Origin of the sequence: Streptomyces fungicidicus, assembly GCF_003665435.1 — a bacterium.
Classification (GTDB): domain Bacteria; phylum Actinomycetota; class Actinomycetes; order Streptomycetales; family Streptomycetaceae; genus Streptomyces; species Streptomyces fungicidicus.
The window spans coordinates 5,545,959-5,571,206 of record NZ_CP023407.1; the positions used below are offsets into that span (position 1 = coordinate 5,545,959).

At 72.5% G+C, this 25,248-nt stretch carries 25 protein-coding genes, 1 pseudogene and 1 riboswitch; of the genes and pseudogenes, 12 read left to right on the forward strand and 14 right to left on the reverse strand.

Annotation, left to right across the window (positions count from 1 at the left end; all coding sequences use genetic code 11):
- Positions 1-174: 174 nt before the first annotated feature.
- Positions 175-969, forward strand: coding sequence for an SGNH/GDSL hydrolase family protein (locus CNQ36_RS25320; RefSeq protein WP_121547653.1), 795 nt, complete (start codon positions 175-177; stop codon positions 967-969).
- Positions 970-1,037: 68 nt separating this feature from the next.
- Here CNQ36_RS25320 and CNQ36_RS25325 read toward each other — a convergent pair whose 3' ends face one another.
- From CNQ36_RS25325 to CNQ36_RS25340, 4 genes are read right to left on the reverse strand one after another with little or no spacing between them, the layout of a single operon-like run.
- Complete coding sequence (locus CNQ36_RS25325; RefSeq protein ID WP_121548583.1) at positions 1,038-1,874, reverse strand: energy-coupling factor ABC transporter ATP-binding protein; 837 nt, start codon at positions 1,872-1,874, stop codon at positions 1,038-1,040.
- On the reverse strand, positions 1,871-2,620 hold the full coding sequence (gene cbiQ, locus CNQ36_RS25330; RefSeq protein ID WP_121547654.1) for a cobalt ECF transporter T component CbiQ: 750 nt from the start codon (positions 2,618-2,620) through the stop codon (positions 1,871-1,873). The genes CNQ36_RS25325 and cbiQ overlap by 4 nt, the downstream gene beginning before the upstream one ends.
- Positions 2,621-2,626: 6 nt before the next feature.
- Positions 2,627-2,995, reverse strand: coding sequence for an energy-coupling factor ABC transporter substrate-binding protein (locus tag CNQ36_RS25335; RefSeq protein WP_004923850.1), 369 nt, complete (start codon positions 2,993-2,995; stop codon positions 2,627-2,629).
- Positions 2,992-3,702 carry an energy-coupling factor ABC transporter permease gene (locus CNQ36_RS25340; protein WP_121547655.1) on the reverse strand — a complete coding sequence of 237 codons (711 nt, stop codon included), beginning with the start codon at positions 3,700-3,702 and terminating at the stop codon, positions 2,992-2,994. The genes CNQ36_RS25335 and CNQ36_RS25340 overlap by 4 nt, the downstream gene beginning before the upstream one ends.
- A 30-nt stretch (positions 3,703-3,732) precedes the next feature.
- A riboswitch (cobalamin riboswitch) is annotated at positions 3,733-3,913 on the reverse strand.
- A gap of 219 nt (positions 3,914-4,132) precedes the next feature.
- Between CNQ36_RS25340 and CNQ36_RS25345 the strand changes: the two genes are divergently transcribed.
- Genes CNQ36_RS25345 through CNQ36_RS35040 form a run of 6 tightly spaced genes read left to right on the forward strand, consistent with a single transcriptional unit; the run spans position 4,133 to position 9,627 of the window.
- Entirely contained in the window at positions 4,133-5,722 is a 1,590-nt protein-coding gene (locus CNQ36_RS25345; RefSeq protein ID WP_121547656.1) for an ABC transporter substrate-binding protein, read from the forward strand.
- Positions 5,723-5,742: 20 nt separating this feature from the next.
- Positions 5,743-6,711 (forward strand): ABC transporter permease, encoded by a 969-nt coding sequence (locus CNQ36_RS25350; RefSeq protein WP_121548584.1) that lies wholly within the window; start codon positions 5,743-5,745, stop codon positions 6,709-6,711.
- 4 nt (positions 6,712-6,715) lie between these two features.
- Positions 6,716-7,600 carry an ABC transporter permease gene (locus CNQ36_RS25355; protein ID WP_121547657.1) on the forward strand — a complete coding sequence of 295 codons (885 nt, stop codon included), beginning with the start codon at positions 6,716-6,718 and terminating at the stop codon, positions 7,598-7,600.
- On the forward strand, positions 7,597-8,574 hold the full coding sequence (locus tag CNQ36_RS25360; protein ID WP_121547658.1) for an ABC transporter ATP-binding protein: 978 nt from the start codon (positions 7,597-7,599) through the stop codon (positions 8,572-8,574). Before CNQ36_RS25355 ends, CNQ36_RS25360 begins: the two co-directional genes overlap by 4 nt.
- The gene (locus CNQ36_RS25365) at positions 8,567-9,244 is read left to right on the forward strand and encodes an ABC transporter ATP-binding protein (protein WP_121547659.1); all 678 of its coding nucleotides are present in this window, start codon (positions 8,567-8,569) and stop codon (positions 9,242-9,244) included. The genes CNQ36_RS25360 and CNQ36_RS25365 overlap by 8 nt, the downstream gene beginning before the upstream one ends.
- 44 nt (positions 9,245-9,288) lie before the next feature.
- The gene (locus CNQ36_RS35040; RefSeq protein ID WP_206278505.1) at positions 9,289-9,627 is read left to right on the forward strand and encodes a hypothetical protein; all 339 of its coding nucleotides are present in this window, start codon (positions 9,289-9,291) and stop codon (positions 9,625-9,627) included.
- A 72-nt stretch (positions 9,628-9,699) separates the two neighbouring features.
- On the opposite strand, the gene CNQ36_RS25375 is transcribed toward CNQ36_RS35040, so the two are convergent.
- From CNQ36_RS25375 to CNQ36_RS25400, 6 genes are all read right to left on the reverse strand, one after another.
- Positions 9,700-10,689, reverse strand: coding sequence for a hypothetical protein (locus CNQ36_RS25375; RefSeq protein WP_228313074.1), 990 nt, complete (start codon positions 10,687-10,689; stop codon positions 9,700-9,702).
- 190 nt (positions 10,690-10,879) lie between these two features.
- Positions 10,880-12,148, reverse strand: coding sequence for an ABC transporter substrate-binding protein (locus CNQ36_RS25380; RefSeq protein WP_121547661.1), 1,269 nt, complete (start codon positions 12,146-12,148; stop codon positions 10,880-10,882).
- Complete coding sequence (locus CNQ36_RS25385) at positions 12,145-13,167, reverse strand: hypothetical protein (RefSeq protein ID WP_228313075.1); 1,023 nt, start codon at positions 13,165-13,167, stop codon at positions 12,145-12,147. Before CNQ36_RS25385 ends, CNQ36_RS25380 begins: the two co-directional genes overlap by 4 nt.
- Positions 13,164-14,561 (reverse strand): vWA domain-containing protein, encoded by a 1,398-nt coding sequence (locus CNQ36_RS25390; protein WP_121548586.1) that lies wholly within the window; start codon positions 14,559-14,561, stop codon positions 13,164-13,166. Before CNQ36_RS25390 ends, CNQ36_RS25385 begins: the two co-directional genes overlap by 4 nt.
- Positions 14,562-14,625: 64 nt before the next feature.
- The gene (locus CNQ36_RS25395; RefSeq protein ID WP_121547662.1) at positions 14,626-16,926 is read right to left on the reverse strand and encodes a tetratricopeptide repeat protein; all 2,301 of its coding nucleotides are present in this window, start codon (positions 16,924-16,926) and stop codon (positions 14,626-14,628) included.
- Positions 16,923-18,245 (reverse strand): S1 family peptidase, encoded by a 1,323-nt coding sequence (locus tag CNQ36_RS25400; RefSeq protein WP_121547663.1) that lies wholly within the window; start codon positions 18,243-18,245, stop codon positions 16,923-16,925. Before CNQ36_RS25400 ends, CNQ36_RS25395 begins: the two co-directional genes overlap by 4 nt.
- A 91-nt stretch (positions 18,246-18,336) precedes the next feature.
- Here CNQ36_RS25400 and CNQ36_RS25405 point away from each other — a divergent pair, with 91 nt between their 5' ends.
- Complete coding sequence (locus CNQ36_RS25405; RefSeq protein WP_121547664.1) at positions 18,337-18,690, forward strand: trypco2 family protein; 354 nt, start codon at positions 18,337-18,339, stop codon at positions 18,688-18,690.
- A gap of 81 nt (positions 18,691-18,771) precedes the next feature.
- On the opposite strand, the pseudogene CNQ36_RS35865 reads toward CNQ36_RS25405, so the two are convergent.
- Positions 18,772-19,056 (reverse strand): annotated as a pseudogene (locus CNQ36_RS35865) (3'-5' exonuclease); the annotation flags it as partial.
- A 131-nt stretch (positions 19,057-19,187) separates the two neighbouring features.
- Between CNQ36_RS35865 and CNQ36_RS25415 the strand changes: the two are divergent.
- The gene (locus tag CNQ36_RS25415; protein WP_121547665.1) at positions 19,188-20,510 is read left to right on the forward strand and encodes a hypothetical protein; all 1,323 of its coding nucleotides are present in this window, start codon (positions 19,188-19,190) and stop codon (positions 20,508-20,510) included.
- Between the two features lie 33 nt (positions 20,511-20,543).
- Here CNQ36_RS25415 and CNQ36_RS25420 read toward each other — a convergent pair whose 3' ends face one another.
- Positions 20,544-20,993 carry an ATP-binding protein gene (locus CNQ36_RS25420; protein WP_121547666.1) on the reverse strand — a complete coding sequence of 150 codons (450 nt, stop codon included), beginning with the start codon at positions 20,991-20,993 and terminating at the stop codon, positions 20,544-20,546.
- A gap of 139 nt (positions 20,994-21,132) precedes the next feature.
- Between CNQ36_RS25420 and CNQ36_RS25425 the strand changes: the two genes are divergently transcribed.
- Positions 21,133-22,200 carry a hypothetical protein gene (locus CNQ36_RS25425; protein ID WP_121547667.1) on the forward strand — a complete coding sequence of 356 codons (1,068 nt, stop codon included), beginning with the start codon at positions 21,133-21,135 and terminating at the stop codon, positions 22,198-22,200.
- A gap of 113 nt (positions 22,201-22,313) precedes the next feature.
- On the opposite strand, the gene CNQ36_RS25430 is transcribed toward CNQ36_RS25425, so the two are convergent.
- Together CNQ36_RS25430 and CNQ36_RS25435 are read right to left on the reverse strand one after the other, a co-directional pair.
- Positions 22,314-23,321: a hypothetical protein gene (locus CNQ36_RS25430; protein WP_121547668.1), complete on the reverse strand. Its 1,008-nt coding sequence runs from the start codon at positions 23,319-23,321 to the stop codon at positions 22,314-22,316.
- Positions 23,322-23,427: 106 nt separating this feature from the next.
- Positions 23,428-23,823 carry a hypothetical protein gene (locus tag CNQ36_RS25435; protein WP_121547669.1) on the reverse strand — a complete coding sequence of 132 codons (396 nt, stop codon included), beginning with the start codon at positions 23,821-23,823 and terminating at the stop codon, positions 23,428-23,430.
- Between the two features lie 302 nt (positions 23,824-24,125).
- On the opposite strand from CNQ36_RS25435, the gene CNQ36_RS25440 reads away from it, so the two are divergent.
- Positions 24,126-25,007, forward strand: a complete 882-nt coding sequence (locus CNQ36_RS25440; protein ID WP_121547670.1) for a helix-turn-helix domain-containing protein — start codon at positions 24,126-24,128, stop codon at positions 25,005-25,007.
- Positions 25,004-25,195, forward strand: coding sequence for a DUF397 domain-containing protein (locus CNQ36_RS25445; protein ID WP_121547671.1), 192 nt, complete (start codon positions 25,004-25,006; stop codon positions 25,193-25,195). The genes CNQ36_RS25440 and CNQ36_RS25445 overlap by 4 nt, the downstream gene beginning before the upstream one ends.
- Positions 25,196-25,248: the final 53 nt, after the last annotated feature.

Here is a 25,248-nt window from a genome sequence, read left to right on the forward strand (position 1 = left end):
TCCGGCGGTGGCCGGAGGTTTATTGACGCGCGTAGCGGATGCGCCCGAATCAGTATTCAGGTCATTACGGAAGACTTCCCGCGCGGGTGTTACTGAGCGGTATCGAGGCCTGCTACAACCCTTCTTGCATCCTCAACCACCGCTGCGACTCTCGCGTGCGAAGGGCGGACACACGTGTCAGCACGTTCCCTCAGGGCATCCCTCGTCACCCTCATCCTGGGTGCCGCGACCGTTCTCGGCCTGGCGCAACCCGCCTCGGCCGCGGGCGACAACTACGTGGCCCTCGGCGACTCCTACTCCTCCGGAGTGGGCGCCGGGAGCTACACCTCCGAAAGCGGCGCCTGCCAGCGCAGCACCAAGGCGTATCCGCAACTCTGGGCGAGCGCCAACGCCCCGTCGTCGTTCAAGTTCGTCGCCTGCTCCGGCGCGACGACGTCGAGCGTGTCGTCGGGTCAGCTGGGCTCCCTGAGCTCGGCGACCACCCTGGTCAGCGTCACCGCGGGCGGCAACGACGTCGGCTTCGCGGACGTCATGCAGACCTGTGTGCTGCAGAGCGAGGCCACCTGCGTCTCCCGGGTCAACACCGCGGTCTCGCAGATCCAGAACTCCCTGCCGGGCAAGCTCGACTCGCTGTACTCCGGCATCCGCTCGCGGTCGCCGCAGGCGCACGTGGTGGTGCTGGGCTACCCGCGCTTCTACAAGCTGTCGGGCACGTGCATCGCGGGCCTCACCGAGACCGAGCGCGGCGCGATCAACGACGCCTCGAACGTGCTCAACGGGGTGCTCGCCAAGCGGGCGGCCAACGCCGGGTTCACCTTCTCGTCGGTGGTGGACGAGTTCACCGGGCACGAACTCTGCTCGGGCGACGCCTGGCTGCACAGCGTGACGATCCCGGTCAGCAACTCCTACCACCCGAAGGCCGTCGGCCAGTCGAGCGGCTATCTGCCGGCCTTCCGCTCCGTGGCCTAGCGCACCGCACCGGTCGCGGGGACACTCTCCCGGGGTGTTCCCGCGACCGGCGCACGCGTGAAGGGACTTCAGCCGTCCGCCAGGGCGGCCGCCAGCTCCTCCGGGGTGCGCGGACCGGGGTCGCCGTCCGCGAGCAGCCCGTGGGAACGCAGCAGCCGGGCGACCGTGAGGCCCCACGGCAGCCGCAGCCCCGCCGCCGCGAGCAGCTCCGTGCGGGCGAGCATCCCGGCGACGGGACCGGTACTCACCCCCGAAGGGGTGAGCAGCGCCGCGTCGTCGGCCCAGCGCAGGGCGAGGTCCACGTCGTGGGTGGCCATGACGACCGTGGTGCCGTTCCGGCGCAGCCCGTCGAGCGTGGCGAGCAGGCGTTCCTGGCCGTCGGGGTCGAGGCCGGCCGTCGGCTCGTCCAGGATCAGGACCCGGGGCCGCATGGCGACCGCGCCGGCGATCGCCGTCCGCTTGCGCTGCCCGTAGGAGAGCAGGTGCGTGGGACGGTCGGCGAGCGCGGTGATGTCCAGCGCGGCGAGCGACTCCGCGACCCGGGCGCGTACCTCCGGGTCGGGCAGGCCGAGGTTCAGCGGGCCGAACGACACGTCCTGGCCCACCGACGCGGCGAACAACTGGTCGTCGGGATCCTGCACCACCAGCTGCACGGTGGTGCGCAACGCCGTCAGCCCCTTGCGGTCGTACCGCACCGCCCGGCCCTCGACCGTCAACTCCCCTTTCCTCGGGCGCAGTCCGCCACTGAGCAGCCGCATCAGCGTCGTCTTGCCGCTGCCGTTGCGCCCCAGCAGCGCCAGCGCGCGTCCCTCGCGCACCTCGAAGTCGAGCCCGCTGAACACGGGCGGACCGTCTGCGTACGCGAACGACGCGCCCCGCAGGGCGACCAGTACGGACCCGCTCACCACAGTGGCCTTTCCAGTACGAGGGTGAGGGCGGCCAGCGCCGCCAGGAGCAGCACGCTCGCGGCCGTGAACGGAACCGAGACGCGGGCCTCGGGCACCAGGACGCGCAGGGTGCCGTCGTAGCCGCGTCCGGCGAGCCCGGTCTGCAGCCGCGCCGCCCGGTCGAAGGACCGGACGAACGCGGTCGCGCCGAGCCCGCCGAGGGACCGCCAGGCCGCCGCCCGGGTGGTGTGCCCGAGCCGGGCCGCCTGCGCCTCGCGGACCCGGCGGACCGAGTCCAGCAGCAGGAAGCTCATCCGGTACGTCACCAGCGCCACGTCCACCAGCGGCGCGGGCACCCCGGCGCGCACCAGACGCGGCAGCAGGTCCGACATCGGGGTGGTGAAGGCGAACAGCAGCACGCCCAGCGAGGCCGCCGACGTGCGCAGCAGCAACTCCCCGGCGCGCAGCGGCCCGCCCTCGGCCGGTGACACGAACCCGTCCGGTCCGCCCACCTGAACCAGCAGCGTCAGCGCCCCGGTGACGCAGAAGCCCAGCGGCACCCGGTAGGCCCGCCACAGCCGCAGGGCCGGCACGCCCGCCGGGCCGAGCAGCACCGCGAGCGCCGTCACCAGGACCAATGCCGCGCCCGGCCAGGGCGGCAGCGAGATCGCGAGCACGGTGAGGCCCAGCCCCAGAACGGCCTTGTCCACGGGATGACGGCGGCGCCAGCGACTGCTGTGCGCCGCCGCGTCGATCGGCAGCACGGGCCGTCAGATCCGTGGCCGCGGGGAGCCGGCCCCGTCACCGCGGTCCGCCTCGGCCCGCAGCCGCTCCAAGGCCCGCGTCTCGCCCTGCCGCCGTCCGCGCCGCAGCCCGAAGTAGTAGGCGATCACGCCCGCGCCGAGCGCCGCCTGCAGGGCGAACAGCGCCGACTCGATCTCACCGGACGGTGGTTCGTACAGGGGCGAGAACCAGGGCTCGTAGTCCGGGTCGATCTCGGTGATCGCCGTCTCCGCCTCGGCGTCCGCGCCCGCGAACGGCTCCTCCTTGTGGTCGCCGAGCCCGAACACCAGCGGGATCACCGCGAGCGCGGCCACCAGCGCCAGCAGCAGCGTGTTGATCTTCGCGTTGCGGCTCATCGCGTCACCGCCTCCGCCGGGTCGGCCGTCTTCCGCCCGGCCACCGAGGTCACCAGCACCCCGAGCCGCGTCAGCTCACCCCTGCTCGACTGCACCAGCATGCGCATCACCAGCACGGTCAGCAGCCCCTCGCTCACCGCCAGCGGGATCTGCGTCACGGCGAAGATGGAGCCGAACTTGCCCAGCGCGCCCAGGAATCCGCCGGCCGGGTCGGGGAACGCGAGCGCGAGCTGCACGCTCGTCACGCAGTACGTCGACAGGTCGGCGGCGAACGCGCCGGAGAACACCGCGACCATCAGCGGCACTCCGTACCGGCGCAGCAGCCGGTAGACGCCGTAGCCGGCCCACGGCCCGACGACCGCCATCGAGAAGACGTTGGCGCCCAGCGTGGTCAGCCCGCCGTGGGCGAGCAGCAGCGCCTGGAACAGCAGTGTGATGGTGCCCAGCACCGCCATCACCGGCGGCCGGAACAGGATCGCGCCCAGCCCCGTGCCGGTGGGGTGGGAGCAACTCCCCGTCACCGACGGGAGTTTCAGCGCGGACAGGACGAAGGTGAACGCTCCCGAAGCGCCGAGCAGCAGCGTGCTCTCGGGATGTTCCCTGACTTCACGGATGAGCGACCGGGCTCCGTGGACGACGAACGGCGCCGACGCGACGCCCCAGGCGACCGCGTGCACCGGTGGCAGAAAACCCTCGGCTATGTGCATGGCTCAGCAGACCCTCTCCAGCACCTCGTGGATGGTTGACGCGCCTTGGCCGGTCTCCTGGCTGACGGGTACCACCGCCCGTGCTCCGCCTTCCCGGGTCCTAGAACCCAGTGGCTGCCCGTGAGGGCTGGAGCCGGACTTCCCGATCACAGTGGCGAGGGCCGCACCGGTATCGCACCGATTTCCCGTCACCAAGGCGTGGCGACAGTAGTGCCCGTTCCGGTCCGGTGACAAGCGGCCACGGGGGGCGCGCGGACGGCGCTCGCGGGCTCGGGTCCCGGCGCACACCTGCGCACTTGACACGAGGGGCGCCGACGGCAGGGGCGGGGAGTGAGGGGCCGGTGTCCTGGGCAGTGTCTTGCTGCAATTAATATGCAACAACTGTTTTCAGGCAACAGGTCATTCTCAGGCAACAGGGGTGTGAGGTCCGATGACGACCCGACGAATACGGGGTGCCGCCGCCGCGGTCGCGATGGCCGGCGCGGTGGCCGCCTGCTCGGCGCCGGGCAGCGGCGGCGCGGACGGCGCGGCGTCCGCCGACTCCGTGGTGATCGGCGTCCCGACCGAACCGGACACCCTCAGCCCGCTCCTCGGCTACGGCAAGGACGGCAACTCCAAGATCTTCGACGGACTCCTCGCCCGCGACGCCGGCATGGAACTGAAGCCCGCCCTGGCCAAGGCGCTCCCCGAGATCACCGACGGCGGCCGCACCTACACGTACACCCTGCGCGACGGCGTGAGGTTCAGCGACGGCGAGCCGCTGACCGCCGACGACGTGGTCTTCACGTACCGCACGGTGCTGGACGACAAGACCAACAACACCGCCAAGAGCGAACTGGCCGCCGTCGAGGAGGTGCGGGCGGACGGCGACGACAAGGTCGTCTTCACCCTCGCCCACCCCTACGCGGCCTTCGCCGCCCGCACCGTGCTGCCCGTCGTCCCCGAGCACGTCGCCGGCGGACAGGACCCCAACACCGGCTCCTTCAACACCAGACCGGTCGGCACCGGACCGTACGTCCTCACCGGCTGGAGCAAGGGCGAGAAGCTCACCTTCAAGGCCAATCCGGACTACTGGGGCGGCGAGCCCAAGGTGAAAAAGCTCACCATGGCGATCATCGCCGACGACGACGTCCGCGCCACCCGGCTGCGCTCCGGCGACCTCGACGGCGCGACCCTCCCGCCGAACCTCGCCGCCACCTTCAAGGGCGACGACGACAAGAAGACGTACCGGGCGACCTCGTACGACTTCCGCGCCGTCACCCTGCCCACCGGCAACCCGGTCGCCGGCGACACCGCGATCCGCCGCGCCCTCGACCTCGCCGTGGACCGCCGGGCCATGGTCGACAAGATCCTCGACGGCGCGGGCCGCCCCGCCTACGGCCCCCTGCCGGTCGACGACCCCTGGTTCGCCAAGGACGTCGAGCGGCCCCGTGACCTCACCGAAGCCGGCCGCATCCTGGACGAGGCCGGCTGGAAGTCCGGCAAGGACGGCATCCGCGCCAAGGACGGACGCCCCGCCCGGTTCACCCTCTACTACCCCTCCGGCGACAAGGTCCGCCAGGACCACGCCCTCGCCTACGCCTCCGACGCCAAGAAGGCCGGCATCGACGTCCGGGTGGAGAGCGCCACCTGGGAGGTCATCGAGCCCCGGATGAACCACGACGCCGTGCTCGCCGGCTTCGGCAGCACCGGCGACCCCGACTTCGGCCTCTACACCCTGCTGCACTCCTCCCTCGCCGGGGACGGCTTCAACAACATGGCCCGCTACGACAACCCGGCCGTCGACGAGGCCCTCGACACCGGCCGCCGTAGCCAGGACACCCAGGCACGCGAGGCCGCCTACGACGACATCCAGCGCGAACTCGTCAAGAACCCCGGCTACACCTTCCTCACCCACATCGACCACATGTACGTCCTCGCCGACCGCTGGAAGGACCTCACCACCCAGACCGAACCGCACGAGCACGGCTTCGCCAGCGGCCCCTGGTGGAACGTCGAGGACTGGCGGCCCCGCACGTGACCGCCCTTCCCTATGGCGAGATGGCCAGGCTCACGGCACGGCGGGCCCTGTTCGCCGTGCCCGTGCTGCTCGTCGTCACCTTCGGCGTCTTCGCCGTCGCCGCCGCCTCCCCCTTCGACCCCGTCAAGGCGTACGCGGGTACCGCGGCGCTCGGCGCCGACCAGGAGACCCTGGACCGGCTGCGGGAGAACCTCGGCGTGGACCGCCCGTTCACCGCCCGCTGGTGGGACTGGCTGACCTCCGCGCTCGGCGGCGACCTCGGCCAGTCCGCCGTCATGCGGCAGCCCGTCGCCGAGGTGATCGGCGAACGACTGTTCTGGTCGGCCCTGCTGTGCGCCGCCGCGTTCGCCGCGGCCGTACTGCTCGGCACCGTGCTCGGCGTCCTCGCGGCCCGCCGCCCCGGCTCCCTCCTCGACCGCGCGGTCACCTCCCTCGCGTACACCCTGGAGGCGGCGCCGGTCTTCTGGACCGCCCTGCTCGCCGTCTGGCTGTTCGCCCTCCAGCTGGACGTCCTCCCGGCCGGCGGACTCACCGACACCGGCAGCGACCAGGTCACCTTCGGCCAGGTCACGAGCCACCTGATCCTGCCCGCGGGCGTCCTCGCCGTCTCCCAGCTGCCCTGGTTCACCCTCTACGTCCGCCAGGGCGTCGGCGACGCACTCGCGGAGGACCCGGTGCGCGGGGCCAGGGCCCGCGGCCTGAGCGAACGCACCGTGCTGCTCGGCCATGCCCTGCGCTCCGGACTGCTGCCCGTGCTCACCCTGATCGGCTCCCGCGTCCCCGAACTCATCACCGGGGCCCTGCTGGTGGAGACCGTTTTCAGCTGGCCGGGCATCGCGGCCGCCACCGTCGAGGCGGCCACCTCCGTCGACTTCCCGCTGCTGGCCGCGCTGGCCACCCTCGCCACTGCCGCCGTCCTCGCCGGAAACCTCCTCGCCGACCTGCTCTACGGACTGGCCGACCCGAGGGTGAAGCTGAATGAGATGTGACCCCATGGCTGACCCCACCGCGGTGACGAAGACGGTGTGGCGCACGCACGGCACCGCCCGCCGCTCCACCCACACCCTCCGGCTGCGCGTCTCGGCCGCCCTGGTCGCCGTGACCGTCCTCGCGGTGCTCCTCGTGCCGCCGCTGGTCCGGCTCGACCAGCAGGCCGTGGACCTGGCCGCCAAACTCCTGCCGCCGAGCTGGCCGCACCCCTTCGGCACCGACGACGTGGGCCGGGACCTGCTGCTGCGCTGCGTCTACGGGCTCCGGGTGTCGCTGCTGGTGGGCGTCGTGGCCGCCTTCACCGCCACGGTGATCGGCACCGCCGTCGGCGCCACCGCCGGCGCGCTCGGCGGCTGGGTGGACCGCGCGGTGATGCGCCTCGTCGACACCTTCTCCTCCGTCCCGCACCTGCTGCTGGGCATCTTCGTCGTCGCCATGTTCCGGCCGGGCGTCTGGCCGGTGGTGATCTCCGTCGGCGTCACCCACTGGCTCTCCACCGCCCGCATCGTGCGCGCCGAGGTCCTCTCGCTGCGCTCCCGCCCGTACATCGACGCGGCCGTCTCCGGCGGCGCCTCCCGGTGGCGGGTGGCGGTGCGCCACCTGCTGCCCGGCGTGCTGCCCCAGGCCGGCCTCGCCGCCGTCCTGATGGTCCCGCACGCCATGTGGCACGAGTCGGCGCTGTCCTTCCTCGGCCTCGGTCTGCCCACCCACACCGCCAGCCTCGGCACCCTCATCCAGGGAGCCCGCGGCTCCCTCCTCGCCGGACAGTGGTGGCCGACCCTCTTCCCCGGCCTGTTCCTCATCGTCCCCACCCTCGCCGTCGCCGGCCTCGCCGGTGTCTGGCGGGAGCGGATCAACCCGCGCCGCCGATCGGAGCTGACGCTGTGACCGAGCGAACCCCCGTGCTGTCGGTGCGCGGCCTGTCCGTACGGTTCCTGCTGCCGGGCGGGCGGCGCGTCGCCGCCGTCACCGACGCCCACTTCGACGTGGCGCCCGGCGAGTGCCTGGCGCTGATCGGGGAGAGCGGCTGCGGCAAGTCCGTCCTCGCCTCCGCCCTCCTCGGCCTGCTCCCCGCCAACGCGCAGACCGCCGGCGGAGCGCTGCTCGGCGAGCTGGATCTGCTCACCGCCGGGGAGCACACCCTCGCCCGCACCGTGCGGGGCCGGCGGATCGGCCTCATCCCGCAGAGCCCGGCCGCGCACCTCACCCCCGTACGCACCATCCGCTCCCAGACGGAGGAGACGGTCGCCCGGCTCACCGGCGTCCGGGGCCGTTCCGCCCTGCGCGCCGCGGCCGAACGGGCCGCGGGACGCGCCGAGTTCCCGGCCGACCACCTGGACCGCTACCCGCACGAACTCTCCGGCGGCCTCGCCCAGCGCGCCGCCACCGCCCTCGCCCTGATCGGCGACGCGCCCCTCCTCCTCGCCGACGAACCGACCACCGGCCTGGACCGCGACCTGGTCGACCGCACCGTCGACGAACTGCGCCGCCACGTCGACGCCGACGGCGGCCGCGCCCTGCTGATGATCACGCACGACCTGGCGGCGGCGGAACGCGTCGCCGACCGCGTGGCGGTCATGTACGCGGGCCGCATCGTCGAACTCACCGACGCCAAGGCCTTCTTCGGCACCCCCGGCCCCCGCCACCCCTACAGCCGGGGCCTCCTCGACGCCCTTCCCGACCGTGCCTTCACGCCGATCCCCGGAATGCCCCCCGAACTGGGCGCCCTGCCCGCGGGCTGCGCCTTCGCCGCCCGCTGCGACCGGGCCACCGGCGACTGCGCGGTCCTCCCGCCCCTCACCGACTCGGTCGCCTGCCACCACCCGGTCCCCGTGGCCGCCCCGGAGGACATCCGTGCTTGAACTGCGCGCCATCACCGCCGGATACGACCGCCGCGCCCCCGCCGTACGGGATGCGACGCTCACCGTTTCCCCCGGTGAGGCCGTCGGCCTGCTCGGCCCCAGCGGCTGCGGCAAGTCCACCCTGGCGAGGGTCGCCGCCCTGCTCCACCGCCCGGACTCCGGGGAGGTCGTCGTCGACGGCACCCCCGTGCGCCGCTGGCGCCACCGCGCGCCCCGCGAGCTGCGCACCGCGTTCGGCGTCGTCTTCCAGCAGCCCCGCCTCTCCGCCGACCCCCGTCTGCGCCTCACCGACCTGATCGCCGAACCGCTGCGCGCCACCGGCCGCCGTGCGTCCGTCCCCGGCCGGGTGACCGACCTCGCCGGAACCGTCGGCCTCACCCCCGACCTGCTCACCCGCCGCCCCCACGAGGTCAGCGACGGCCAGCTCCAGCGCGCCTGTCTGGCCCGCGCCCTGGTGCTGCGCCCCCGCTGGCTGATCTGCGACGAGATGACCGCGATGCTGGACGCGTCGACCACGGCGGCGCTGGTCGGGGTGGTCGAGGACTACCGCGCGTCGACGGGCGCGGGCCTGCTGGCCGTGGGACACGACCGGACCCTCCTGGACCGCTGGTGCGACCGCACGGCCGGCTGGCACACGGTGACGCCCCCGGCCCTCGTGTGCGGCGCCTGATTACGGGTATCTGCCAGAAAAGGCCGATTTGCGAGGTGAGAGCAATGCTTTTGTTGCCGCTCCTGCTGGTGCTGGCCACCGCCGCCTTCACGGCCATCGTCGTCGTGGAGAACTTCTCCGGGGGACCCGAGTACAAGGTGGAGATCTTCGGTAATCAGATCGCCACTCTCAGTGCTCCGGGCCTCTTCCTCTCCGGTGTGGCCCTGGCGCTGATCTTCTGTCTGGGCCTCGCCGCGCTCGCCGGCGGAATGAAGCGGCGGCGGCGGCACCACAAGCACCGGGTCGGGATGTCCGAGCCGGAGCCCATGGCGGCCACGAGGGAGGAGCAGGAGAGCCGGCGTTCCCAGCCCACCCACGGCCACCGGCGCATCTTCGGGCACTGACGGACGGCGAGGCGCCCCGGCAGCCGCTCCCGGCGGGGAGCGGCCGTCGGTCGTGCCCACGGCGTTCCCGCGTCAGCCCTGGGCGTCCTCCATGAACGCCTCGTCGTCGAGCTCCGCCTCGGCGAAGCCGCCGAAGAAGCCCTCCATGATCTCGTCCATCCGCACCTCGGTGGCGCCCGCGGGAGCCGTGGGCCGCTCGCCCTTGCTCACGCGCATCACCAGCGCGAACTTCTTGACCTTCGCCTTCTCCGCCAGCTTGGCCAGGTCCACCGACACCTCGGTCAGCTCGCCGTTCTTCAGCGTGAAGTCGGCCGTGACCTTCTCGTTCGGCGCGTCCTTGAAGTCCTTGGCCGTCGGCAGCTCACCGCCCGGCGGCAGTTCCTTCGCCAGCGGGCCGAGCGCGTCGAACAGCTCGGTCATCAGCGTGCGGAAGGGTGCGGTGGCCTTGATGTGCTCGGTGCCGTCCGAATCGCCGGAGGTCTTGAACTCGACCTCCTTGGCGATCACCTTCCGCAGCGCCCCGGTCAGCTTCTTCTGCGTCTTGGCGTCGAGCGTGGGCTCCGCGGAGGGCTCCCGGCCCTCGGCCCCCGACAGCGGCCCGCCGGCCTCCTCCAGCTCCTTCGTCGAGACCTTGAGCCACTCACCGGCGAGCAGCTTCTTGAACGCGCCCGCGCTGTCCGGCAGTTCGTCGGCCGGCGGCATGGGGCTGCCGGACATCCTCCCGAGCGCCTCCGCGTCGACGCGCGCGTAGGTGTAGTCGCCGACCAGCCGGTACTCGAACAGGTCCCCGTCCGGGCCGCTGAACTTCAGCGCCATGCCGGTGAAGTCCTTCTCGCCGGACTTCTCCAGCGGCTTCTTCGACTGCACGGAGACGGAGATACGCGCGTCGCTGAGCAGTTCGGCCATCTCGTCCGGCATCTCCTCGCCGGGCTGCGTGTCGTCGTCGAGCGCCTTCAGCGTCGCGGCGTCGGTGTCCAGGTCCAGCTCGAAGGAGAGCGAACGCTGCTCGCCGAGCTTGTCGAAGGCCTTGTCCAGCTTCTGGCCGGCGGACAGGTTCTCCACGGTGCCACAGGCGGCGGATCCGGCCAGGACCACGGTGGCGACGGCGGTGGCGGTCAGGGTCTTGCGTATGGCGGGAATGACAATCTCCTCGTGAATGCGGCCAGGGCGGCCGCTGAAGAGAGAGACCGTTCAACACCCCGAACGGTTGTACGCATCCGGGACTTTCGTCCTTCCGCCGGACCCCGGACGGTCACCGCGTACTGCACACCGTGCGGGGAGCCGCTCTGCTGCCCGCGCCCCGGGCGGACTGCGCGTCCTGCACCTTCTGCACATCCCCGAGAATGCCGGCGATGCCGGGGCTCCGGCCGGCGGCGGTCCGCGCCATGGTCAGCAGCACGGCCTCGTAGAAGGCGTCCCGCACGGCGGGCGCCATGACGTCCGAGGCGTCCAGACAGCGGGGCCCCGCACCGAGCCGCCGGGCGATCCCGGCCTCCACCGCGTCGCCCTCCCGCGTCACCTGACGGTTCGCCGAGAAGACGTCCGCCCCGTCGGCCCACTTCTGCTGGCCCTTCTTCGAAGCGAGCCGTTCGATCAGCTCACGGGCCTCCGGCCGGTCGCTGAACAGCGCCGCGAAGTCACCGGTCACCTCGTGCCCCCGGACCCGGCCGTCCCCTCCGGGCAGCAGCGGCGCGGAGTCCGTCAGCCGCGCGTGCTCCGCGTCGTCCCGGTAGAAGGAGCGCGCGAAGGAGCCCTGGTGCTCCAGGGCACACCCCTCCGGGCCGTCGAACAGCAGCCCGTTGCCGTCCGGCTCGCCGCGGTGGTCGGTGAGCAGAGCCCGCTCGGCCGCGCGCTCGTCCTGCCCGAGCAGATCGGCCCAGGCCTTCCAGGCGTCGCGCACCGGCGCGTTGCGCCACCACTTCTCCCCGCCCTTGCCCAGCGCCCACTTCTCGTAGAGTTCCGGGCCCTCCCGCTGCAGTACGAGGTCCTCGATCCAGTCTGTGCCGGGCCACCCGGAGGCGCCGTCGTCCCCCATGCCGATGCACCAGCTCCTCAGCGGGGCCGGTGACGTGCCGGGGGCCTCACCCTCGCGGTACCAGACGAGGCTCTTCAGATCCGCCTTGACCGGCACCCAGTACGCGTGTCCGGAGGGCGATCCGGCCGACATCCAGGGGGCGCCGTACTGCCGCGGGTCGTAGAGGCCGTCCAGTGGTTCCAGGAGGTCCCGGTCGGCGTACTCGGCGAGTTCGCCGAGACCCGGCATGATCACGATGTCCGGGGGCTCACCCGACTGCACCTTTGAGAGCAGCACCTCCCGCTGGGCCGCGGTGCCCTGGTAGCGGAAGGGGATGCCGAAGTCCCGCAGCACCGCCTCGAACTGCTCCGCCTGCTTGGCCGTCCACGTCCCGAGGATGGTCACCGGCTCCTCGTCGTCGTGCTGCGCCCAGACCACCACCAGGCCGCCGGCGGCGATCAGCAGCATGACCACGCCGAACACCAGCATCCTGAACCGCCGGGTCACCGTCGCCTCCAGTAGTCGTGGTCGAGCCGGAGACCGAGCCCCAGCGCGGGCAGGACGACGGCCAGCAGGCTGCCCACGAGGGCGCCCCGGTACACCGGCTCGGTCCAGGTGCCGCCGGCCAGCTCCCGCCGGACCTCCTCCGACAGCTTCGTGACGTCCTGCTGGGCCTTCTCCGTCCCCGCGGCGCTCTGCCAGGACGTCTCGGTGAGGTGCCGCAGATCGGCGAGCGCCCCGTCGAGACCGTCCTGGACGGAGTACGCCGTCATCAGCGGGACCACCGCGAGCAGCGCGATGAGGAGCAGGGCCGCCAGCAGATACGGGTTCCAGTCGCGGCCGCAGCGGTCGCGCAGCACGAACAGCGCCGAGAGCAGGGTCAATGCCGCCGCGAGCAGCACGAGTTCGGTGACCCACCACCCGGCGCGCTGCCACGGTCCCATGGCGGTCGTGGTCTCGGCGTGCTCCAGCTGCGCCCGCTGCAGATCCTGCAGACGGGGCGCGATGCCCACCTTCTCGCGCGTGAGCAGCGAATGGGCCTCCCCGAGCTTCTGCTCGCCCATCAGGGGCTGGTCGCGGTGGAGGGAGGTGCCGAGGGCGAGCGAGTCGCTGTAGGTGGCGAGCAGACCCTTGACCGTGCCGAGGTCCTGGTCCGTGCGGTCGGCGATCCGGGACAGGCCCTGGTCGGCGGCCGACAGCTGGGACCGGTAGGCCTCACCCGAGCCCGCGACGCCGACCAGCTTCCGCTCCACCAGTTCGTCGACCTCCTCGTGGGCGCGCAGCGCCGCGAGCCGGCTGGCGGCGAGCCCCTGCACGGCCGGCGCCTCGCGGGAGGCCAGGGCCTCGGCGCCGCTCTGGACCTGCCTGCTGGAGAGGAACAGGGCGGCCGACGCCACGGCGGTGAGCAGGAGCAGCACCAGCAGATGCGCCTCGAGGAGCCGGCGGGTCCGCCAGGAGCTCAGCCGCCGGCGCCACAGGGCGGCGGGGGAGTACCGGCGCCAGGAGGCGGCGGGGGAGGCCGTCACAGCATCTTCTCCCCGCAGGTGATGCAGTACCGGGCCTCGCTCCCGGCCGGTGTGCCGCAGCCGCCGCAGCGCGGCCCCGGACGCGCGCCCGCGGCGTCGATCAGGGGCCCGCCGGGGCGGGATCCGGCGCGCAGGATCATCGGGCCGAGGGTGCCGGGGTCGACGGCGCGCAGCCGGACTCGCCCCGCGGCGGCGTCCTCGATGTGGGCGACCGCGCGGATCTCGTCCAGCACCCAGTCCGTGCCGAGCTGCACCGCCAGCCGCGCGGCCTGCCCCAGGCGGTCCTCAGCGGTGTCGCGCCCGTGTTCGCGCAGCGCGACGAGACCCTGGCGCAGCGCACCGCGCATCCGGGCGGCGGCGTTGAGGGTGCGCACGCTGTCGGCGCCGGCCGGCGCCTGCGCCGGGGACTGCCCGGGGAGGTGCCAGCGGGCGGTGACGGGCGCGTGGACGTCACCGATGGAGACCATGGCGAACTGCAGCTCGGTCTCCAGCGGGTCACCGTCGGAGTCGGCGACCAGGGTGAGCAGATAGTCGCGGCTGCCCTGCTCCCACTGGTAGGTGGGGAAGCTCCAGCAGCGCGGCCGGCCGGGGGCGCGCAGGCCGCCGAGGCGGTGCGGCCGGGGCGCCTTCTCGCTGAGCGAGACCTGGCGCACGGAAGGCCGTACGGTCACCTCGACCGGCAGCTGGGGAGTGTGCACCCGGCGCAGCCGCTGGAGGGCGGCGGTGATCGCGCGGCCGAGCCCGTCGTCCACGAACTCGGCGGTGCCGTGCAGCCGTTCGGCGAGGACGAGCAGCGGGTCGGGGGTCCAGTCCGCGCCGACGGCGAACACGTCGCAGGTGAACTGTCCCGCGCAGAGCTCCAGTTCCTCCTCCAGCCGGTCCTCGGCGGTGGCGCTGCTGCCGTCGGTGATCAGCACGAGGTGGCGTACGGACACCGGCCGGCCGGTGAGCAGGGCGCGCGCCGAGGCCACCCAGGCGGCGTACCCGGCGGGGCGCGGTCCCTCCCGGTGCAGCGGGAGCGAGCCCGAGACGAACGCGGCCCGGCGCCGCTCGTCCCGGTCGGCGACGGCCCACTCGTCCCGGTCGGCGACGGCCCGCGGATAGCACCGGACCGGTTCGGGGCCGCTGCCGAGCACGGCGAAGGAGATGCGGTCGGGCAGGGCGCGCAGCGCCGCCGGCAGGGCGTGCCGGACGGCCGCCCGGTGGGATTCGGCGACGTCCACCGCGATGATCACCGCGAGCTGGACCGCGGGCAGGTCGGTGGGGGCGCCGTCGGCGGCCACGTCGACCCGCAGATGCGCCTCGATCTTCGCGCTGCGGTGCGGGCGGAGATCGCCGCCGAGGTCGACGTGCAGTCGGATTCCCGGCTGCGGGGGCCGGGTGGGGCTGCTCATGTCCTGCGTCACCGCTCCTTCACCTTCCTCGCCGGACGCCGTGCCGTTGGGTCGTGTCGTGCGGTCAGAACACCGTCTGCGGCCGTACCGCGTGCATGAGGTCCACGAGGTGCTCGTGGGCGGCCGCCGGCTCCTGGTGATGGGCCGCCAGCCGCCGGTAGTGCGACTCCAGCTCCTCGCGCGACGCGCGCTCCGGCGCGCTCAGCCGGCGCAGGGCGCGGGCGGTGAGCCGTCCGGCGCCGCTTCCCGGGGAGCCGGGGCGGTCGCTGAGGCTGTGCACCGCGTCGAGTTTCCACTCGTGGAGTTCGGTGCTGAGGCGCAGCGCCTCGTCCTCGGACAGCCGAGGCTCGCCGTCGCCCGGACGCCTGCCCACCAGGCCCCGCAGCTCGGCCAGCGCCGCGTCCACCTCGGTGGGCACGGGCAGCGGAGCGCCTTCCCCGGGCAGCCGTGCCGCGCGGATGCGCAGGGCCGCGACACGGGCGACGGTGTGGTCCAGGGTGCCCTGCCGCACCCGGCCCAGCACGTCGATGGCCCCCCGGCGGTCACGCGCGCGGAGCGCGATCCTGGCCAGGCCGAGCGCGGCGCCGCCGTGTGCGGGGTTGCGCGCGAACACCGCCTCGTACAGTTCGCCGGCCGTGTCGTCGCCGAGCCACTCCGCGCAGTACGCGAGGGCCAGCTTGGGCGCGTACTCGCCGGGCAGTTCGAGGTGGACCCGGGTGAAGTGGTTCCGGGCCCCGGCGACCTGGCGCCGGTCGTCGTCGAGTCCGGCGCCGCGCAGCGCGAGCAGGGCGCGGTGCCACTCCAGCCGCCAGCGCCGCACGGCGGACGGCCCGGGGATGGAGTCGGCGGTGTCGAGTTCCTCCTGCGCGCGCTCCAGGTCGTCGCGGGTGTTGCGGGACAGCAGGACGCGCACGTTGTGCAGGCTGATCTCCACCGAGCGCGGCTTCTCGTCCTCCTGCTCCAGCAGCCGGTCCGGGTCGTAGCCGCTGCTCACCTCGAACCGCGCGGCCTGCGGATCGCCCGGATAGGGCCTGGGCACCGGCAGACAGCGGGCGATCTCGGCGGGCGTGGGCGCGCCGAGGTCGAGGGTCGGCGCCACGGGCGGCTCGTAGCGGTCGCGGCGCGGCCGGTCCAGCCAGTGCCGGATGTGCGGGACCGTGCCGAGCCGGGCGCCGAGCAGCCGGGCGGACGGCCGGAAGTGGTCGGAGGGCTCCGGCGGGTCGCTCTTGCCGCGCAGCGCGCGGATCTCCCGCAGCGCGCCCCGGAGCTGGCCGACCATCTCGCGGGCGTCGGCGAACCGGCGGCCGGGGTCGGTCCGTACGGCGCGGTCGATGACCCGCTCGAAGGAGGCGGTGCCCAGGCCGGGCACCTCGGTGACGGCCCAGCGGGCGAGTTCCCGCAGGGTGACGCCGACGGTGTGCAGGTCGTGGGCGACGGTGGGCACGGCCGACGTCCCGGTCTCGGGCGCCATGTAGTCGGGCGTGACATGGGCGGGCGGCAGGCTCTGGCCCCGCTCGCGCATGCCGCCGAGGTCGATGACCTTGACGCCGTCCCGGTGGTGCACCACGTTCGAGGGCTTCATGTCCCCGTACACGAAGACCCGTTCCCCGTCGGCGTGCAGATGGACGAAGGCTTCGAGGATCTGGCAGCCGTACGCGGCGACGTGCTCGATGTCGAGGACGGACTCCCCGCGCCGGACCTCCTCGGCGACCTTCGCGAGGGTGCCGTCGCCGACGTCGTCCATGACGATGTAGCCGCCGGTGACCTGCCCGCCGTCGTCCCTGCGGGCGACGAAGTCACGGATCTGGACGATGCGGGGGTGGCGGATGGCGACGAGGTTGCGGCGTTCGACGTCGGCGAGGCGGGCGCCGTCGTGCTCGTACCGGTTGAGCAGTCCCTTGACGGCGACGACGTCACCGAGATGGGTGTCCTCGGCGAGGTAGACCCAGCCCTGGCCGCCGTGCGCGATGGGCCCCATGACCCGGTACTGATCGCGCAGCAGATCGCCCTCGGCGAGTTCGGGCCGGTACGAGTAGCGCTCCCCGCACGCCGGGCAGAACCCCTCGACCGGCACCGGGCCCTCGGTGTAGGGCGGCGCGAAGGTGATGCCGCAGCCGGTGGACGAGCAGCTCATGCGGATGCGCAGCGGACCCTCGGGGCGGATGAGGCGCTCCCCGGCGGGGCGCGGCTCGCGCTCGGGCAGCGCGAGGAGCTCGCGGGGGCCGAGTTCCCGGGGGTCGTCGGGCAGGGCGGGCAGCCCGGGGGAGTCCTTCGCGCGGCCGCACGCGGAGCAGTAGCCGGTGGGCAGTACGGTGCCGCCGCAGGGCGCCCCGGTGAAACGCCGGTGCGGGCAGGCCGCCGTCACCGGTCCCCGCAGCGGCTCAGGTCGGCGCGCACCGTCCTGATCAGGGTGCGCAGCCGGTTGAGTTGCTGTTGCGGGTCGCGTACGTCGTCGAGCAGGCGGCGCGTCGCCCGGTGCCGGTCGGCGGTCTCGGTCACGGAGCCGAGGGAGGCGCTGTCGACGATGTCGCGGCGTATCGCCCGGCTGAACTCCGCCCGCTGCAGGCGGTCGAGCAGGGTGTCCGCGTGACGCAGGAGTGCCGGACGCAGGAGGAGGTCGCGGGACGCGGCCCAGCCGGGCCCGCCCTCGTGCCGGAAGACGAGCAGCAGCCGGAAGCCGAACACCCGTAACCTGCCGAGGATTTCGATGAGCGGACCCGGCTGGGGCTCTTGGTCGAGACCGTCGACGAGGACCGTGACCGGCCGCAGGGGCGCACGGTCGGCCGCCCGCGCCGGCATGCCCTTGGCGCCGCGCAGCCAGTCCCAGTACGCCAGGTACTCACCGGGCGGGAAGGTGACCTGCTCCAGGGCGTGGTCGATGAGCTCCGGCCTGCTGGCGCCGCCGCGATGGACGATCCGGGCGCGGTGCGCGAGCTGGCGCAGCGACCGCTCCTTGCCGCTCCCCGGTTCCACCACGGTGATCTTCACCGGGTCCTCGTCCGGATCGTCGAACCACCGCTCCAGCCGCTCCTCGAACCCGTGATCCCACGCCCCCGGTCCGGTCAACTCGGCGATGACCGGCGACAGTTCGGCTATGCGTCCGACGGGAATCAGATACGAGAAGGAGAGCCGGTTGTCCTCGGGCAGACTCGCGCCCAGGTCCCCGCGCCAGCTGACGACGAGCCCCACCACCCGGGCGGGCCTGCCCTCCTCGGGCCGGGTGCACACGCCGGCGCCGCTGAAGCCGGCCCGCACCACCTCCGACCTGGTGACGGCGTCCAGCTGCACCCGTTCACCGCTGGCCCCGCCGATCCGCCCCCACAGGCTCATGCCGTCGTCGAAGCCCGCCGCGTAACCGGTCGCGTACACCTCCATCCCGCCCCGGATCCCGGTCTCCAGCGGGGCGCGGCGCGCCCGCGGACGGGGGCTGTCCAGCCGCAGCACGGCGACGTCCTCGCCGTCGGCGCCCTCCGGCAGCCAGCCGCCGGGCATCACCCGCGCGGAGACCGGTTCGAGCCCGCCGTTCTCCGCGAACTCCAGCCACATCACGGCGTCCGGACGGCGCACCACGTGCGCGCAGGTCAGCGCCGTGTACTGGTCGACGAGCACGCCGGCACCGCAGACGGGTCCGTGCGCGTCCTCGCGTCGCAGCCTGAGCCTCCAGTCCGCACGCAGTTCCCCCATGCCGTCTCACACTACGTGCAAAGCCTGGGACGTCCCTAGACTTGTGAGCAGGGTGGATCGGTCAATCAGCCGAAAGAGGCGGTGTGTTGATATGGCGAATGCGGAACCGATCGGTCTGGCGGAGGCCATCGGCACGGTGCGCGCGGAACTGGCCAGGGCCCAGGCCGAGGGCGCGGAGAGCGACTGGCGGTTCCAGGTGGAGCAGGTCAGCCTGGAGTTCTCGGTCCAGTTCCACCGCGCGGGCGAGGGCGGGGCGGGCCTGCGCCTCGGCGTCGTCGAGGCCCGCCTCGGCGGCTCGGTGAGCCACGACTCCACACACCGCATCGAGGTCGCCCTCAAGCCCCTTCCCCGCCCCGACGGCCGCCACCACGAGGTCAGCCGCGAGGACCCCGCCGCCCCGCCCCTGTCGGCCCCCCACGACGGCTCCCTCCTGCGGGACGGCTGACGCTCCCTCTCTTCGCGGCAGGGCAGCGACTTACCGGTCGACGTGGGCGCGTCCCGCAGGGGGCCGCGACGCGCGGCAGACTCAGCCGGCATCCGGCAGAAACGGGCTCGGAGGCCCGCTCCACGTCACACTCAACGCCTCGCGAGCCCGGGTGCAGGCGACGAAGAGGAGACAGCGTTCCCGGAGCAGGTCCGCGTCATGCTGCAGGGGGTCGGCCTCGCGCGGGGTGATCTCCCGGGCGAACGGGACGACGCCCTCGCCGGCGCCGAGGACGGACACCGCCCTGAACTCCAACCCCTTCATCGCGTGCATCGTCGCCAGCCGCACCCCCTCGGCGCCCGGCGCGGTCTGCCCCTTGACCCGGAGTGTGCGAGAAGCCGGCCTGGCTCCGGGACGGTCCGATGTGGATCGAGTGACACCTGGGTGCTGTGATTCGGATATACGGTTCTGCTGGGACGTCAGTCGTGGGCTGACGTGGGGATGAGTCAGGGGGGACGATGATCGACTATCGCAAGGCAACACCCGTTCCGGTGTGGACGCTGGCGACGGGTGACGTCCAGGTGCCGGCGGTGGCCGGGGACGGGCCTATGACGGCTGAGCGTCTGGTCGAACTGCGCGGCGTGCTGGCCGCGTTGGCCGACCGGCCGATTGCCACACTCGAGCTGCATCCGCTGCCGGACAAGCTCGACCGCGGCCGGGGCATCTCGCTCGACGCCGCGAGTCCGCTGGCGCAGCACCTGTCGCAGCTGATCTCGCAGTCGGCGCGTGGTTCCGCCACGGCGGCCAAGGCGACGGCTTCTGGCGAAGGGCTGTACCGCATCGTGGTTCCGGCGAAGGTCGCCAAGCAGCTGGGGCAGGGCACCCTCCGCCTGATGCGGTCGAAGGCCGTGGCCGGTGGTGCCCGTGCCTCCGTCGTGAACCCGGTGACGGGCAAGATCGTCGCCGGGGTGACGTACGTGCCGGTCGGTACAGCGGCAACGGCGGGCGCAGCCGGTGGCGCCGGTGCGACAGCCGGCGTCGCGGCCGCCGGCGGTGCGGCGCTCACCGTGGCCGCACCGCTCGTGCTCATGGCCGTGGCCGTGGGGGTGAGCGCGCACGCCGACGCCAAGCGACAGGAGGCCATCGCGCACATCACGGAACTGCTGGAGCAGCTTCAGGCGGACAAGCTCGACGACGAGCACAGCGCGCTCAACGGCTGCCGTCCCGCCATCGACAAGGCCACGGCCATCCTGCTCGACCAGGGCAGGCTCGGTGTCTCGCTGGGACTCGACTCGGCGGTGCACGCCATCGACACCGCGCTGAGCAAGGCCGACATCCGCCTTGCCCGGTGGACGAGTGCGCTCGACAAGCTTTCCGACGGCGAGCCCGTCGAGGTCGCCACGCTGACCGAGTCGTTCCCCGGCGTGGACGAACAGGGTGGCACGTTCCGCACCCACCTCGAACTGGCCGCCCTGGCCATCGCGTTGAAGCGGCGCGTCAACGTCCTCCAGGCGGTCGAGCAGGCCCAGAGCGAGCCCGACAACCTGTTCGAGAACTTCACCCGCGCGCTGCGGGGCGACGAACAGCGCCTCGACGAGCTGGAGAAGGGACTTGCCGGTGTCCTGCTGCGCCTGTCGGCGTTGGAGCTGGCCCGCCCGAAGAGTGTGCGTCCCGTCCTGACGAACGGTGAGGTCGACCGGCTGATGCGTACGGCGTACCAGATCCGTGGGTTGGGCGACGGTGTCGCGGTGGGCGGCCGTCCGACGGATGTGGCGATCGAGATCGCCCGCGACAAGGACGGCTCGGTGGTCGTGTTCCCCGCGCTGGCCGCGGCGGCGTAGGCGCGAGGGCTCGACTCTCCTCGAACGACGCGGTCACGCGCCGGCCGGTGTCGTCAGCACCGCCCGGACGGTCTTGCCGCTGGGTGGGTAGGGGACGCAGTCCCAGTGGTCGGCGAGGGCGGTGACGAGGGTCAGGCCGCGTCCGCCGGTGGGGAGGGGGTCGGGTGCGGTGTCCGTGGGGCGGGGGAGTGGGGGGAAGTCCCCGCGGGCGTCGCTGACTTCGATGCGGAGGCGGCCGGCCGTCGGGTCGTGGACGAGGGTCAGCCGGAAGCAGCGGCCGGGCACGTGGCCGTGCAGGACGGCGTTGGCGGCGAGTTCCGCGACGACGAGTTCGGCGCGCTCCGTGAGCTCCTGCGAAGCGCCCCGGGAGCGCAGTTCCGTCACCGCGAGGAGCCGGGCGAGACGGGCGCCGCGCCGCGTGGACGACAGCAGCTGGGTGAAGGTGCCGACAGGGGCGCCGACTTGGGGTGTTGCGTGGTTCATGCCGTCAGAGTGGCGGTCGGGCGCGCGCGGAGGCGAGTGCCGCGCCCCGTACGGAGAGCGGGAGTACGGACGGGGCAGGCGGGCGGTACGCCGGATTCCCGCGAGGCGACTGTCGGTGGCCGGTGGCAGGATCACCGGCATGGTCTTCGTACGTACGACTCCGCCGCGGCCTGTCGAGGTGACCGCGGTCTTCCCCGAACTGGCTCCACTGGCGCGTCCTGCGGTACGGCTGCACCCCCGTCCCGGGGCGCCTTCGGTCCGGGACAGCTCGGTCGGGGGGCCGTTGCTCTGGCCGGCCGACGAGCCGTGGCCGCACTGCGAGAGCGAGCACCCGGACAGTGGGTTCCGCCAGTCGCCGGCGGACGTACGGCTGTCGAGGCGCAGGCTGGCACGGCTGCACCGTGATCCCCATGGTCCCTCGTTCACACCCGAGGAGGAGGAGATCAGGGATCAGGACGCCGCGAGGCTCGCGGAGCGGTTCGACTCCGGCTCTCCCCCGCCCGCCGAGTGTCCGGTTCCCCTGTTGCCCGTGGCTCAGCTGTACCTGCGCGACGTACCCCTGTTGCGGCCGCCCGGAGAGGCCGATCTGCTCCAGGTCCTCTGGTGTCCCTACGACCACGAGCCGGACTGGAAGCCCGCGACCGCGGTGTTCTGGCGGTCCGCCGCCTCGGTCGTCGATGTCCTCGCCACGCCACCGGAACCGTATGAGGTCAATTACTCGGGTTACGTGCCGGAGCCGTGTCTCCTGGCACCGGAGGCGATCACCGAGTATCCCAACAGCCTCGATCTCAGCCCGGAGTTGAGGAAGGTGGTGGGGGACTGGAGCAGATGGCAGGCAGCCGGCGTGGACGTGGACGGCTCGTACGCGGACTATCCGGCGGAGTTCTACGACGGCAATCTGGCGGACGCTCCCGGCTGGAAGGCCGGTGGCTGGCCGCCGTGGGGCCGCACCGACCCGTATCGACGGTACTGCGCCGACTGCGAAGCCCAGATGGTCCCGCTGCTGACCATCGCCTCCTTCGAATGGGACGGTGGTACGCGCGGCTGGGCGCCGCACGAGGACCGGGCCGCCGCCTACGCCCCCAGCCACCGCGCCGGTCAGTCCCCCGCCCAGCCGACGAAGGTCGAAGTGGGCAGCACGGACAACATGCAGCTCTACGTCTGCCCGACCTCTCCCGAGCATCCGCACACCGACCTGATCCAGTGAACTGTCGGCTCCGGGGCGGACGGTCACGGGGATGTTCAGGTGCGCGGCAGTATGCCCTGAACCGAGCGGGCCGCACCCCGGAGTGGGGTGCGGCAGGGTGTGCGACCTTGGTGTCAGTTGGCCGAGGGCCTGGGGTCCGTCAGCCCTTGGCCGGGGGCTGCGGTGCGCTCCGGGCTTTGGGCGGGGGCGGGGACGCGGTCCGTGGTGGAGGGCGCGGCGAAGATCTCGTCGAGGGTGGTGGCATCGATGGCGCGGTCGAACCAGAGATCCAGGAGGGGCATGTCCGTGCAGGTGGTGACGCGCCGTCGGGTCTCTTCCGTCGGCGAGAAGCCGCGGCGCTCCATCAGGCGTAGCAGCTGCTCGGCCTTTCCGGCCACGCGGCCTTCCTCGCGTCCTTCCTGCCGTCCTTCTTCCTGTCCTGCGAGGCGGGCGTCGCCCACGATGGTGCCTTGCCGGGGGGTGAAGAGGGTTTCCATCAGGTTCCTCCAGATCTTACGGGCGTGTTCGCTGCCCAAGCCGTCCTCGATCAGTCCCGCCAGGTGGTCCCGCGCTTCGCGGTCCGTGTCCTGGGCCAGTACCTCGCCCACTACCGTCAGTATGCCCTCGATATCCGGGTCGTTGCTGTGGATCCACAGGCAGAACGCGGCGAAGTCGAGGTCGGCCGAGGCGTCCTGGATCCGGCTCATCCGGGGAACGTTGGACGGGCCCAGTACGTGAGGCACTGTGACCTGGGTGGGGCGTCCCAGGCCGGTGCGCAGAGGTCTGGCCGCCCATGCCGCCGTCGCCGTGTCCACGCACAGGACCAGCAGGACGACTTCGAGCTTGTACCGGTCACGCAAGTACGCGACGTAGTACGGCCATGAAGTCTCCTTCTTCGATTCGATTCGGGTCTGCGCCTCGACCAACAGGATGAACGGATCGCGCCCGTCGGGGCGGACCACCCGCAGTACGGAGTCCATCTGCCGGGCGAACATTTTCGGGGCACCGGAGGCGTCCGTCGGGAGAGTCTCGGTGGTGACACCGGTTGGGATTCCGAGGTCCAGGAGGTCCAGCGCACGGTTCAGTGCCTTGGGGCGCCCCGGCAGGAAGCCGTGCAGGGTGTCGTGACTGACGTTGGGCATGGCGTGAAACTACGTGCGACGCGGGAACAACCGTCGGTTTCCGGGATGTGATCACCCGATATAGGGAGTCCTCGGAGGTCGGCTGACGCCGAGGCCTGCGGCCCGCCTACGGCGTCGTGGCCTCGGACACGGCTCCGACGATGCTCGACGCCATGGCGTCGAAGTTCTCCCGGAAGAAGCCGGTCCTGTTGTAGAACGCTTCCTCCGAAAATGCCCTGTTCGACAGGAACATCGGGGCGACGGCCGTGATCGCCGCATGGATGACGTGCAGTTCGCGGGCGGTCAGGGTGAACTCCCGGGGGGTCTTGTGGTCGCCCTGGAGCCTGTCGTACAACCGGCGCACCTCTTCGCGGCCCGCGCCGAGCTGCACGGTCAGGGTCTCGTCCGTGGAGGCCCAGCCCTCGAGTGCGCTCAGCGCCTCGCACATCAGATCCGTCTGCGTCGCCGTGAGCCGTCCCCGGAACGCCTCACCGGCCCTGGTCAGCTTGATCCGTGTCCTCATCGTGGTCAGTCTCTCCCAACCCCGGCCCGCCGACTACGAGATTGGGCAGACCAACGCGGCCAGGTACGGCCGCCTGGTTTCTCCGCAGTTGAGCGGTGTACGCGGACGGCTTCTCCTGGCTCTTCGTGACTCAGAGTGGCGGTCGGACGGGGGTGAGGACGAGTGTGGCACCCCGTACGGTGAGTCAGCGTACGGACACGAAGAGTGGACGGTACGTCTGATGATCCGTCAGGCTGGAGGTGGGCGTCGGCGGCGTGAGGAGCCGTCGTGGTGCGGTCCGGAGGAGAGGAAAGGGGCGGCGGATGGACGTGGTCGGAGTCGAGGGGGAGGCGGCCGGGGGCGCCGGTGCGCGGACGGTTCCGGAGTGGGAGCGGGAGCCGCATCCGTCGGACAGCCTGCGGACGTTCGGGGCCGTCGTCCAGGCGTTGCGTGAGCACGCGGGGCTCAGCCGGGTCGACCTGGGCGCCCGTGTCCAGTACTCCAAACACACGGTCGAGTCCGTGGAGTTGGGGCGCCGGATGCCGGACGAGGCGTTCGTGGAGCGGGCGGAGGAGGCACTGGGCAACACGGGGGCGCTGCGGAAGGCCGCGCGACATCTGACGCGGGGGGAGGCGGGACTGGCGGCGTGGTTCCGGCGGTGGGCCCGGCTGGAGCGGGAGGCGGTGAGCCTGTGCACGTACGAGTGCCGGTTGGTGCCGGGGTTGTTGCAGTCGGAGGCGTACGCGCGGGCGGTGTTCGAGGGCACGATCCCGCTGCGGACGGATGGCGAGCTGGAAGTGCAGCTCGACGCGCGGATGGAACGGCAGGTGATGATGCGGGAGCGGCCGACGGTGCCGTTCAGCTTCATCGTCGAGGAGCACGTGTTCCGGCGGGAGTTCGGGGATGCGGAGGCGATGCGCGGGCTGGTGGAGCATGTCCTCGAACTCACCGCCCCACGTAACGTGACGCTTCAGGTGGTGCCGGTGGAGGCTCGGCTGCACGCGTGCCTGGACGGTCCCCTGCAGATCCTGGAGACCTCGGAGGGGCGACGGCTCGGGTACTCCGAGGGGCAGAAGAACGGGCGCCTGATTTCCGACGCGAAAGAGGTGACTGTGCTCTGCCAGCGCTATGAAACACTGCGCTCGCAGGCCTTGAATCCCACAGAATCCCGGGACCTGCTGGAGCGACTGCGAGGAGAGCTATGAGCAGCGGTACGTCGGAACTCGCCTGGTTCAAGTCCAGCTACAGCGGCAGCGAGGGCGACAGCTGCGTGGAGATCGCGATCGCCGAACAGGCCGTCCACGTACGCGACTCCAAGGATGTCACCCGCCCGGCCTTCGCCGTCGGCCGCGACGGCTGGAGGCAGTTCGTACGGTTCGCGTCGGAGCGCTGAACGACTTGAGGGCGTGCCGTCCGCCGGAGCGGCGGACGGCACGCCCTCACCAT